This is a genomic window from Sulfurospirillum sp. MES (assembly GCF_000789415.1).
GTDB classification, from domain to species: Bacteria; Campylobacterota; Campylobacteria; order Campylobacterales; family Sulfurospirillaceae; genus Sulfurospirillum; species Sulfurospirillum cavolei.
In genome coordinates, this window is the sequence record NZ_JSEC01000001.1 from 366,482 (window position 1) to 379,101 (window position 12,620).

The 12,620-nt window shown below is 45.0% G+C and carries 9 protein-coding genes and 1 tRNA gene; all 10 read left to right on the forward strand.

The features are described 5' to 3' along the window. The first annotated feature begins 83 nt into the window (after nucleotides 1–83). The 10 genes from fusA to OA34_RS01940 all read left to right on the forward strand — a co-directional run bounded on the left by fusA (nucleotide 84) and on the right by OA34_RS01940 (nucleotide 12,528). Nucleotides 84–2,162 (forward strand): elongation factor G, encoded by a 2,079-nt coding sequence (fusA, locus tag OA34_RS01895; RefSeq protein ID WP_039672130.1) that lies wholly within the window; start codon nucleotides 84–86, stop codon nucleotides 2,160–2,162. Between the two features lie 167 nt (nucleotides 2,163–2,329). Continuing rightward, nucleotides 2,330–3,289 carry a methionine ABC transporter ATP-binding protein gene (locus tag OA34_RS01900; protein WP_039672131.1) on the forward strand — a complete coding sequence of 320 codons (960 nt, stop codon included), beginning with the start codon at nucleotides 2,330–2,332 and terminating at the stop codon, nucleotides 3,287–3,289. Then, on the forward strand, nucleotides 3,290–3,967 hold the full coding sequence (locus OA34_RS01905; protein WP_286682802.1) for a methionine ABC transporter permease: 678 nt from the start codon (nucleotides 3,290–3,292) through the stop codon (nucleotides 3,965–3,967). 104 nt (nucleotides 3,968–4,071) lie between these two features. Then, entirely contained in the window at nucleotides 4,072–4,893 is an 822-nt protein-coding gene (locus OA34_RS01910) for a MetQ/NlpA family ABC transporter substrate-binding protein (RefSeq protein WP_039672132.1), read from the forward strand. Between the two features lie 103 nt (nucleotides 4,894–4,996). Then, nucleotides 4,997–5,073, forward strand: a tRNA-Arg gene (locus OA34_RS01915). Between the two features lie 32 nt (nucleotides 5,074–5,105). Next, entirely contained in the window at nucleotides 5,106–6,113 is a 1,008-nt protein-coding gene (gene yedA, locus OA34_RS01920; protein WP_286682803.1) for a drug/metabolite exporter YedA, read from the forward strand. A 432-nt stretch (nucleotides 6,114–6,545) separates the two neighbouring features. After that, complete coding sequence (locus OA34_RS01925; protein WP_039672133.1) at nucleotides 6,546–7,784, forward strand: OprD family outer membrane porin; 1,239 nt, start codon at nucleotides 6,546–6,548, stop codon at nucleotides 7,782–7,784. Between the two features lie 175 nt (nucleotides 7,785–7,959). Then, entirely contained in the window at nucleotides 7,960–9,231 is a 1,272-nt protein-coding gene (locus OA34_RS01930; protein ID WP_039672134.1) for a nitroreductase family protein, read from the forward strand. Between the two features lie 183 nt (nucleotides 9,232–9,414). Continuing rightward, nucleotides 9,415–11,964 (forward strand): trimethylamine-N-oxide reductase TorA, encoded by a 2,550-nt coding sequence (gene torA / locus OA34_RS01935; RefSeq protein ID WP_039672135.1) that lies wholly within the window; start codon nucleotides 9,415–9,417, stop codon nucleotides 11,962–11,964. A gap of 3 nt (nucleotides 11,965–11,967) precedes the next feature. Continuing rightward, the gene (locus OA34_RS01940; RefSeq protein WP_039672136.1) at nucleotides 11,968–12,528 is read left to right on the forward strand and encodes a hypothetical protein; all 561 of its coding nucleotides are present in this window, start codon (nucleotides 11,968–11,970) and stop codon (nucleotides 12,526–12,528) included. Nucleotides 12,529–12,620 lie beyond the last annotated feature (92 nt).

The window sequence follows — 12,620 nt, forward strand, 5'->3', positions numbered from 1 at the left end:
AATGACGATGAGCGTGTCCAAACAAATGCGACACGCTTTCTCATTTCTCAATTTTTACTCCTATTACATTTAAGGAAACGACAATGGCAAGAAATACCCCTATAAGCATGGTTCGTAATATCGGTATTGCTGCGCATATTGATGCGGGTAAGACTACGACAACCGAAAGAATTCTATTTTACACCGGCATCTCCCATAAAATCGGTGAGGTACACGATGGTGCGGCAACCATGGACTGGATGGAACAAGAGAAAGAAAGAGGTATTACGATTACTTCTGCTGCAACCACATGTTTTTGGAAAGATCATCAAATTAACATTATCGACACTCCGGGCCACGTCGACTTTACGATCGAAGTTGAACGTTCTATGCGTGTTTTGGACGGTGCCGTTGCGGTATTTTGTGCGGTAGGCGGTGTTCAACCCCAATCAGAGACCGTTTGGAGACAAGCAAACCGTTACCAAGTACCACGAATGGTTTATGTAAACAAAATGGACCGTATCGGTGCGAACTTTTACAACGTCGAAGCACAAATTAAAAATCGTTTGAAAGCCAATCCGGTGCCGATTCAAATTCCTATCGGTGCAGAAGATACCTTTAAAGGCGTTGTGGATCTTGTCGAGATGAAAGCTTTGATTTGGGATGACGATGCGGCGATGGGTTCAAACTACCAAGTCGTTGATATTCCTGCTGAGTTGATGGATAAAGCAAAAGAATACCGTGAAAAAATGGTAGAAGCAGTTTCTGAAACCAGCGACGAGTTGATGGAAAAATACCTCGGCGGCGAAGAGTTAAGCAAAGAAGAGATTAAAGCGGGTATCAAAGCGGGATGTCTTGCGATGACATTTATCCCTATGATCTGTGGAACATCGTTTAAAAACAAAGGTGTTCAACCGATGCTAGACGCGGTTGTTGATTACATGCCGGCTCCTACGGAAGTTCACGCAATCAAAGGCGAGTACGAAGACGGACGCGAGTGTGTCGTTGATTCAACCGATGAGGGTGAATTTGCAGCACTTGCGTTTAAAATTATGACCGATCCGTTCGTCGGACAATTAACTTTCGTTCGTGTTTACCGCGGTACGCTTGAGAGCGGAAGTTATGCGTACAATACGACCAAAGATAAAAAAGAGAGAATCGGACGTCTTTTAAAAATGCACGCGAACAAACGTGAAGAGATTAAAGTCCTTCACGCCGGTGAAATTGGCGCGGTTGTAGGTCTTAAAGACACACTCACCGGTGATACGCTTGCAAGCGAAAAAGATCCTGTAATCTTAGAGAGAATGGTATTCCCAGATCCGGTTATCTCTGTTGCGGTTGAGCCAAAAACCAAAGCGGATCAAGAGAAAATGGGTATTGCGCTTCAAAAATTGGCACAAGAAGATCCAAGCTTTAGAGTTGAGACCGATGAAGAGAGCGGTCAAACGATCATCTCCGGTATGGGTGAGCTTCACTTAGAGATTCTTGTAGATCGTATGTTACGTGAGTTTAAAGTGAGTGCCGAAGTCGGACAACCGCAAGTTGCTTACCGTGAAACGATTCGTCAAGCGGTTAACCAAGAGTACAAATACGCAAAACAATCCGGCGGTCGCGGTCAATACGGTCACGTTTACCTCAAAATCGAGCCTCAAGAAGCGGGTGCCGGTTATGAATTCGTTAACGATATCAAGGGTGGTTCCGTACCGAAAGAGTATATTCCTGCGGTTGATAAAGGTATTAAAGAAGCACTTCAAAGCGGTGTTCTTGCGGGCTATAAAGTGGAAGACGTTAAAGTTACATTGTATGACGGAAGCTACCACGAAGTCGACTCATCAGAAATGGCGTTTAAATTGGCCGCTTCAATGGGCTTTAAAGAGGGTGCGCGAAAAGCAAAACCGGTTATTCTTGAACCGATCATGAAAGTGGAAGTTGAAACACCGGAAGACTTTATGGGTGATGTTATCGGCGATCTTAATAGACGTCGTGGACAAATCAACTCAATGGACGATAGAAGCGGTAACAAAATCGTTAACGCGTTCTGCCCATTGGCTGAGATGTTCGGTTACTCTACAGACCTAAGGTCTCAAACACAAGGTCGTGCGTCTTACTCTATGGAATTTGATCACTACGATGAAGTTCCAAGAAACGTTGCCGACGAAATTATCAAAAAACGAAACGGTTAATCTTTTTACATGTAAAGAGTCTTCGGGCTCTTTACACCCCTTTTTTCTGCGAACTGTGCCTCAATGAGCCAAATGCGTTTTTTCTCAAACAACACTTTTTTTGATAACAGCTTATAACTGGCTATAATCATACGTTTTGGATTTCAACCTCTTTATAAAGGTCACATGTGATAGAGATAAAAAACTTAAACAAATATTTTAACGATCAAAAAGTTTTAGACGACATCAGTGTACATGTCAATACCGGCGAAATTTTTGCCATTGTCGGGCACAGTGGAGCAGGAAAATCCACACTGCTTCGTTGCATCAATGGACTTGAAAGCTACAGTGAGGGAAGTTTAAGCGTTTTGGGCAAAGAGGTCAAAGAGCTGAACGAAAGTGAACTGAGTGCTTTACGCAGTCACATCGGTATGATCTTTCAAAACTTTTCACTGCTCAATCAAAAAAACGTCTACGATAACATTGCCCTTCCAATGAAAGTATGGGGATACGGTAAAGAAGCCATTCAAAAAAGGGTTGATGAACTCTTAACCCTCATCGGGCTTGAACATAAAAAATTTGCTTACCCTAAAGAGCTTAGCGGCGGCCAAAAACAGCGTGTGGCGATTGCAAGGGCTTTAACGCTCAATCCCAAAATTCTTCTTAGCGATGAAGCGACATCGGCTTTGGATCCCAATACCACCAAATCGATTTTGGAGCTTTTGCAAGAGATCAATGCCAAACTGGGCGTTACGATCATTATCGTGACGCACGAAATGGATGTGGTTAAAAAAGTTGCTTCGCGTGCATTGTTGCTGGAAAATGGGAAAGTCATCGGCCTGGGGCGCATCGAAGAACTATTTTTAAAACCCGATGAAAAGATGATGAAATTTTTAGGTGAAGATGAAGAGCTTCCAAGCGAAGGGGTAAATATTCGACTGTTCTTTCCAAGCAATGTTTCGTATCAGCCCATTGTAACGCAAATGGCGAGAGAACTTGATCTCAATTTTAACATCGTTTGGGGAAAACTTGAAAAGCTGAACAACCATGTGGTTGGTTCACTGGTCATCAACGTCGATGAACAAACGGCAAGTGCGGTAACGCATTATTTGCAAACAAAAACTGAAGTGATTTGGGAGATACTCTAAATGGAAGCGCTTGTAATGTTTTTTGAAAAATCTTTAGCGATGAAAAGTGTTCTTATCGATGCGCTCATGGAGACATTGACGATGAGTCTGGTTTCGACTTTTTTGGCGACATTAATCGGCTTTGTACTTGCCATTATTTTGATCACTACCGATAAAAACGGCATCGCACCGAATGCATACACCTATAAGTTTTTAGACGTTACGATCAATATGTTGCGATCTTTCCCGTTTATTATCCTTATCATCGTGCTCTTTCCTGTGACCAAGTTTTTGGTGGGAAAACACACGGGAACCTTCGCGATGATCGTTCCTTTAACAATTGGAACGGCACCGTTTATCGCGCGTATGATCGAGGGGGCTTTTAAAGAGGTTGATTCCAGTGTCGTAGAAGCGGCAAAATCGTTTGGAACGCGTAAGTTTCAAATCATCTTTCGCGTGCTTTTGCCCGAAGCGTTTCCGAGCATCATTTCAGCGATCACCCTTTCTCTCATCATCATTGTTGGCTTTTCAGCGATGGCAGGAACCGTTGGAGGTGGGGGTCTTGGGGCGATTGCGATGAATTACGGTTACTACCGTTTTGATGGTATTTACATCTTTTGGACCGTCTTTATCTTGATCGTTTTGGTGCAGATTTTTCAGAGTATCGGGGATTTTCTCTATAAAATCATCAAACATTAAAAGAGCGATTCAGTCCTTTTTAATACGAATGACGTTACGATTTCAGAATTGTTTAGTAAATAAAGTGATTTACTAAACAATTAGCTATTTAAAGGAGCACACACATGTTTAAGGGTTTAGGGGTTATTTTAGTCAGCGCGGCTTTAGCATTCGTCGGATGCAGTGGCGATAAAAAAGCTGAGAATAAAGTGGCGGCAAAAGAAGATAAAAGCGCAAAAACCATCATCGTTGGAGCAACACCTGTTCCTCACTCTGAAATTCTTGAAGTGGTCAAACCGCTTTTGGCAAAAGAGGGTTATACGCTTGAAATTAAGGTCTTTAACGACTATGTGATTCCCAACAAAGTCACAGACAGCGGAGAGATCGATGCGAACTTTTTTCAACATACACCGTATTTGAACGAGTTTAACAAAAGCCAAGGCACGAAATTGGTCAGTGTGGGCAATATTCACATTGAACCGATCGGTGTTTATTCTAAAAAAATCAAAGCACTCTCAGAGCTTCAAGAGGGTGATAGCGTAGCGATTCCTAACGATCCAAGCAACGCAGGACGAGCACTCGATGTTTTAGCCAATGCGGAGTTGATCAAACTCAAAGATGCTGATCATAAAACTAAACTAGACATCGTTGAAAATCCAAAAAATCTTAAATTTACAGAACTTGAAGCGGCACAATTACCACGTGTAATCGAAGATTTTACCATTGCAGTCATCAACACCAACTACGCGCTTCCAGCAGGACTCAATCCAAGTACGGACGCTTTAGCGTTAGAGTCTTCTAACTCTCCGTATGCCAATATCTTGGTTGTCAAAGCGGGCAATGAGAACAGCGACAAAACCAAAGCGTTACTCAAAGCGCTTCAATCGGATGAAGTGAAAAAGTTTATCGTTGAAAAATACAAAGGCGCTATCGTTCCTGCGTTTTAATCCTTCGTCTCAAAGTGTCTTAATGTCGGCACTTTGAGGCTTCTTCTTTCAGATTTCCTAAGTATCTTTTTGGTATAATCCTGCCACATCAAACTTCATTTTCGTCCCCATAGCTCAGCAGGATAGAGCATCAAATTCCTAATTTGAAGGCCGTGCGTTCGAATCGCGCTGGGGACACCACCTTTTGATTCTTGATCTCCTCAAACGACTCGTTGAGACCCTTTCGAGCCAAACTAGAACACGGATACATCGCCAAAAACACCAAGGAAACGGGCATGAACACTTTACATGTAAACGAAAATTTTTTAACCAAACATCGCAAAAACCTGAGTATTGGTGTGGCATTATTGGCGGTATATATCGTGTGGGGCAGTACTTATTTGGGGATTAAAATTGCCATCGAAACCTTTCCGCCTTTTTTGATGGCGGGCATTCGTTTTGTGATCGCGGGAGTGCTGTTGTATGAGTTTGTTGCGTACAAAGAAAAAAAGCGTCCACGACTGATCGAGTGGAGAGATACCACGATTATCGGCACGTTGCTGCTTTTGGGCGGTAACGGGCTTGTGGTAGTGGCTGAAAAAATGATTCCTTCTTCGATTGCCGCGATTGTGATCGCAACGGTTCCGTTGTGGATGATTGCGATCGCTTGGCTCTTAAAACTTCAGACCAGACCTAATAGAAGCACGCTGATTGGAACGCTCATCGGCTTTATCGGAGTGGTGATGTTGATGTTGCCCTCAGAGCAAGCCGACCTTCACTTTGATACGCTTGGACTCGTGTTGACGCTTTTGGCGGCGATTTTGTGGTCATTAGGCTCTATCTATTCTCAAAAAGCGATCTTACCGACTTCCGTGATGCTCTCAACCGCCATGCAGATGATCTCAGGCGGACTTGTGCTCATCATCGTCGCCACGCTCTTTGGCGAATGGCAGCAGTTTCATGCCGAAACACTCTCTTTACGCTCGGTATGGGCTTTTGTGTATTTGGTTTTTATCGGCTCGTTGGTGGGCTATAGCGCCTATGTCTGGCTCTTAAAAAACGTCTCACCCTATCTTGCCTCCACGTATGCTTTCGTCAATCCGATGGTTGCCCTGTTTTTAGGATACTTCTTTGCAGATGAAGTGCTCTCTTTACGCTCACTTCTTGCAACAACGCTGATTATCGGTGCGGTTATTCTCATCACCTTGGCAAAAGCTAAACGAAAATCCCGTAAGTATTGACAACGGTTTTAGTTTATTTTTAGCGATTTTTGTTTCACGATGGGAGTATACTTTCACTATCCAATCTTTTAAGGAGACAAACATGGCATGCAAAAAACCTGCGGCTAAATCAGTCAGTGAAGAGACAAAAGTTGAGAAACCGGCTTCTTCTAAAACATGCGGTACGAAAAAACCGTGCGCTAAAAAATAGTTTTTAGCCTTTTTCGCGATACGAAGGTTTGAAAAAAACGCTTCGTATTGCCTTTTAACGTATTACCGATCGGTAATAAAAACGTCTCAATTTCCTCTTTTTAACCAATGGTTACAGCTTCGTTACGGTTTGATTACCAAACGGTCATAATCTGAAAAAACGCTTAAAAATACGGTTGTGATGCCTTTTTGCTTTTGCTAAACTCATCGTGCCTTTTCATACAATTCAGCAGGAGAAAATAGATGAAATTAGCTAAACTTAGCTTGGCGGCAATCGTAGTTGCGGGACTTACGTCCGGCTCATTTGCAGCGGATACCTTAGCCGACGCTTTTAAAAACGGTAAAGTGAGCGGAGAACTTCGCGCGTACTACTTCGATAGAGATACGGGCGATGCCAATACGGGTACGGCTAAAAAAGGAAATGCTTCCATTTTCAATACGGGCGTCGTTCTTGGTTACGTGAGCGATTCTTTGTACGGATTTAAATTCGGAGCGACGATGCAATCCAACTTTGCTCCGTTTGCCGACAAGGACGCTAAAAACTTATTTAAAGGTGACGAATACGGTTCAGGTGCCGTTCTTTCCGAAGCTTATTTACAATACACGATCGGTCAAACAACCGCAAAAATCGGTCGTCAATTTATCTCTACGCCGTTGGTTGCCGGAAGCGGTTCTCGTATGATCAAACAATCGTTTGAAGGTGCTACGATCGTTAATACTGATCTTCCTCAAACCACTTTGGTTGCCGGATACGTCGACAAATACCAAAACCGTACCTTAACGCAAACCAGCTCATCTGAGACGGGCGTGCCTGAATTTGCGCAAGTCGGACAAAAAGGTGATGGTGCGTACACTTTATTGGCGATCAACAAATCGATCCCCGGTCTAACGGTTACGGGACAATGGGCGGAAGTTACGGATGAAGAAGACGTCTATTATGCCGAACTTGCATATGCCGGAAAAGCAGGCGATTTTGCGTACGGCTTTTCAGGACAGTATGACGTGATCAACTTCGACAACGCTATGCGCAGGGAAGATTCCGGATTTTACGGTTTAAAAGCCAGCATCGGCTTTAGCGGCCTTAATACCTATGTTGCGTATACGAAAGTCGATAAAGACGGTAATGCCGATACGATCGCAACCAGCGGCAATGCGGGCGTGGGAAGCGGATCGGATATCATCTATACCGCTAACGTGATCGGTAGCGGTAATTACAGCGCGGATGCCAAAGCGTATGCAATCGATAGCAATTACGCGATTAATGCACAAGCTAAAATCGGTGCACGCTACGTTAGCGTCGATCTTCCTCAAGCAGCGGGTGCTAAAAGTAAAGATTATAACACTTTAGATTTTTACGCCAGTTATGCTTTCGAGGGTGCACTCAAAGGTTTCGTCTTAGAAGCGCAGTATGAAGATCTTAGTGCCGATAGCGGTGCTAAAGATACCAACGAATTTCGATTTAAAGCCGCGTATAAATTTTAATACGTCTGTTTTACAAGCGACGATTCAAACCGTCGCTTGATATACTGTATCATAACATAGCGTTCTTGCAAACGTCTGGCGCAAGAACGCTATGGATACTTTCAAGACGTGATTAATCCTGACATGTAAAGCTTTTAGTAGCGATGAAAAGATAGCATACGCTAAAGGAGCAAACATGTCTAGCTACCATGATCAAACGGCCCACACGTACCGCTCGGTGCGAATGAAGTCGCATCGTATCGACTGGGACAATCCTCCCAAACCGTTTAAAACTTACCCTGAAAACTTTCCTCGCATTATGCTTGATGCGAAAGTACCTTCGCATCGCTTTTTGATGCTTATCGGCGGCATTACGGCGCAAAAAAGCTATCCGGGCATTACGTATGCTTTGCGTACCAATCCAAGTGCCGGAGCTTTGTATCCGACGGAAACGTACGTACAAATTCGCACGGTCGAGGGATTGGAAGACGGAATTTACCATCTATGCACTTTGGAAAACACGTTGGTACGTTTAGGCGATTTAAATGAGAACGAAGGCGTAGAAACATTTTTACATGTAAAAAAAATCAAAGGTTTCGTTTTCTTGTTTTCGGCACTTTACTATCGCTCGTCATGGAAGTATCAAACGCGTGCGTTTCGCTACTGCTTACTCGATACGGGGCATATGATAGGTACATTGGAAGCTTCGTGCTTGCTTTTCAAGCGCGATTATCGTGTCTGTTATCGCTTGGATAGAAGTCGTTTGAACACGCTTTTTGCTTTTGAAAACGAAGAGTTTTTTCTCTCGAGCGTGATTGTCGGAGAAGAGGACGAAGCATTGAGCCCTCAAATAGCGGCGTTGCGCCTTATGCGGGTGGATGGAACGGGACGGTTTGAATGCGATCCTCGTATCGAAGAGGCGTACCGGAGGACATGTACGCTTCAAGCGGAAGAAGAACAACGTGCTATGCCCGCGTTTGCGTTCGATCGCAAACGTTGGGAACAAGCGATTTGGAAGCGTCGCTCCATTCGCGACTTTACGCAAAAGCCTCTTTCGAAAGAACAGTTTTTCGAAACGATACGTTTTGTAACGGAGCCGATTCCCAGCGACTGCGACGTGAGGGTCGATCTTTATGCGGTTATTAACCGCGTGAACGGCATGGAGCAGGGTATTTGGCGGGAGGGAAAATACGTGCAAAAAGGCGATTTTTCAAAATATGCGGGCTATTTATGCTTGGAGCAAGCCCTCGGTGAAGAGAGCGGCGTGACGTTTTTTATCGTAGGAGACGATGCGCAAAACTACCAAGCGATGATGCAAAAAGCGAGTATCATCGGACATCGCTTGTACGTGATCGCTACGTATTTAGGGTTCGGGTGTAGCGGTATCGGTGCTTATTACGACGACGAAGTCAAGGCTTTTTTACAACAAGAAGGCATGATTCTCTATGCGCTTAGCATAGGATATTAGCTGACATGTAAGGTTTTTGCAATAGATTTTCGATCGTTTGAACGCTTCTCAACACTCATTAATTCCTCATTTTTTTTCGTTAAGCTTCATCTATAAAAGTAAAAATTACATTCTAAACGTAACTTTTACTTAAGATTCATACGTTTTCGTATGGCTCAAATCGTTCAATTCAAGGAGCAGACAATGACAAAGAAGATGGACAGAAGATCGTTTTTAAAAGCAAGCGGTGCGGCGGCAGGCGCGATGGTTGCTACGGTGAACGCCGAAGCGATTCCCTTAGTCGGCGATTCGATTTTACAAGACGGCGTTGATAGCGTGAGTGCCTCACACTTCGGTGCGGTAACGACCAAAGTACGCAACTCTCGATTTGAGAGCGTTGAGGCGTTTGCGGAAGATCGTTATCCGTCGAGCTTAATTCAAGGACTTCCGGCACGTACCTATGCGCAAGATCGTATCTTATATCCGTGCGTTCGCGAAGGGTATTTGAAAAACGGTTACAAAAGCGATAAAAGCAAACGCGGTTCGGACAAATTTGTGCGCGTTTCATGGGAAAAAGCCTTTGATTTGATTGCCGACGAGCTCAAACGCGTCTATAAAAGTTACGGGCCTGACGCGGTATACGGCGGAAGTTACGGTTGGTTTTGCGTCGGAAGTCTCAATAACCCTCAAGCACTTTTAGGCAGAATGCTCGGTATCGCCGGTGGGTATACTTCACGTACGCTAACCTACTCAACCCATGCGATTCGTGCGATTACCCCTTACGTTACGGGCGGCGACGAGTCGAGCAATCAACAAACAGCGTATCCCAATCTCATTGCCAACTCCGAATGCATCGTCTTTTGGAGCAGCGATCCGATCAACACCAATCAAATTGCGTGGGGCGTGCCCGATCATCAATCCTACGACTATATGAAACAACTCAAAGCCGAAGCGAAAAAGCGCGGTATCAAGTTCTACTGCATCGATCCGGTTTATAACAACACCGCGGTCTATTTTGGAGCAGAACATATCAAAGTACGCCCAACGACCGACGTTGCGATGATGCTCGGTATGGCACATTACCTTTACAGTGAAAACCTCTACAGCAAAGAGTTTGTGGAAAAATATACCAGCGGTTTTGCGGAATTTAAAGCATACCTCTTGGGCGATGGCGAGGATAAAACCCCTAAAACACCCGAATGGGCGGCTAAAATTTGCGGTGTGGAAGCAAGCGTGATTAAAATGCTAGCCAAAGAGTTTGTTTCCAAACGTACGATGCTGATGGGCGGTTGGGGATTCCAAAGAGCGCACCATGGGGAGCAACCGCACTGGATGTTGATCACGCTTGCGAGTATGATCGGCCAAATCGGACTTCCCGGCGGAGGGTTCGGATGTGCATATCACTACTCAGACGGTGGTGTTCCGGCTCCTGCGGCGGCGACGGGCAATCCTTTAAGCGATGTCAAAATGGGCAACGGTAGCCAAGGAACGGCTGCTGGTGCGGATGCCCCTGCGGCCTCTCCCGGACTTACAGGCATTAGCGTGAATTCTAAAGTGGACGGTCCTTGGAAACAACGTAAAATTCCCGTGATTCCCGTTTCACGCATTGTGGAATGTCTAGAAAATCCCGGCCGTGAGATCTTATTTGACGGTAAAAAACTGACCTATCCCGATTTGAAAATGGCGTATTGGGCGGGCGGCAATCCGTTCCATCACCACCAAGACCGTAACCGTATGATCAAAGCGTGGCAAAAATTTGAGACTTTTGTCGTCAATGAGTGTTTCTGGACGGCAACGGCGCGTATGGCAGACATCGTGCTTCCCGCAACCACGGAGCAAGAGCGTAACGACATCACCAAATCACATACCAATAGCTACATTTTTGCCATGAAAAAAGCGGTTGAACCCGCGGGCGAAGCGATGGACGATTTTGATATTTTCGTGAACATTCTCAGACGTTTTAGTGCCGCTGAGGTGTTGGCGTTTACCGAGGGTAAAAGTAAGATGGAGTGGATCAAATCCTTCTACGAAGAGTCCTTCAACAAAGCGAAAAAATCGGGTGTTGCGATGCCTTTATTTGATGAATTTTGGGAAAAAGGATTTGTGAAGTTTGAGACACCCGAAGCGGCTAAAAATTTCATCAAGTATAAAACCTTTAGAGACAATCCCGTAACGCATCGTTTGGGAACCCCTTCGGGTAAAATCGAAATTTTCTCGAAAAAAATTGCGGGATTTGGCTATAAAGAGTGCAAAGGACACCCGACGTGGTTTGAGCCGATGGAGTGGCTTGGCAGTTCCGTGGCAAAAGAGTTCCCGCTCAATCTGGTCTCTCCACACCCCAAATACCGCCTTCACTCACAGCTCAACAACACGTGGTTGCGCGATCTTGAAGAGGTTCAAGGTAGAGAGCCTATCTGGATGCACCCTAAAGATGCCGCTAAACGAGGTATTCAAAACGGTGACGTCGTGCGCATTTTCAACAAACGCGGTCAAGTGCTTGGAGGTGCGGTGGTAACCGAAGCGGTCATGGAAGGCGTTGTTAGAATGCAAGAGGGTGGTTGGTATGATCCTAAAGAGCCCGGCAAAATCGGCTCTTTATGCGTACACGGCGACGTCAATGTGTTGATCGCCGATATTCCGACCTCCGAACTTGCCCAAGGTAATCAAGCCACGGCACTTGTGGAGATTGAGAAATTCAAAGGGGAGTTACCTGCCATCGGTATCTTTAAAGCCCCGAGCATTAAAGGAGCGTAGAGAATGTTCGTCAAAACGATAACGTTAACCCTATGCCTTGCCTCGTTCCTTTTCGGGGCGGGCGGGTCGTTTATGAGCAAAAATAGCCCTCTGTTTTCCGATGCCAGTGCCAAAGAAGCGATAGGCGAATTGATCGTCTCGGCGGAAGTCAAAGAGCTTTCCAAAAGCGGTGAGTATACCGAAGTCGAATTTATCGGTTATCAGCCTAAAGACAGCGCCGTCGTGTACGAAAAAGCGGGAGTGCTGATTGTGGGCTTAGAGGTCGCCAATGCCGGTGCACTTAAGGTTATCGGCGAAAAAACGGACGAGTACGGAACGGTTTGGCTCAACGTCTCGATGAAAGGTTTTGTCGCTAGCAGTGCTTTGGGCAAAGACAAAGGGAGCATTTTGCAAGCGGGAAAAGAGCTTTTCGGTGCCAAATGCGGTACATGTCACGCTTTGCATGCCGAAAGCGAGTTTGATGCCAATGTGTGGCCGAGTATTTTGGATGCGATGGGAGAACAAGCTGCGCTTTCCAAAGACGAAAAATATTCGATTATGAAGTACTTGCAAAACTATCAGTAATATCCGCTTCCTTCGCCCTAAAGGCGGAGGAAGCTTATAGCATCCAAAGATAAACTTGGCTAGAATCATTACATGTAAGCTCATTTCAAAGG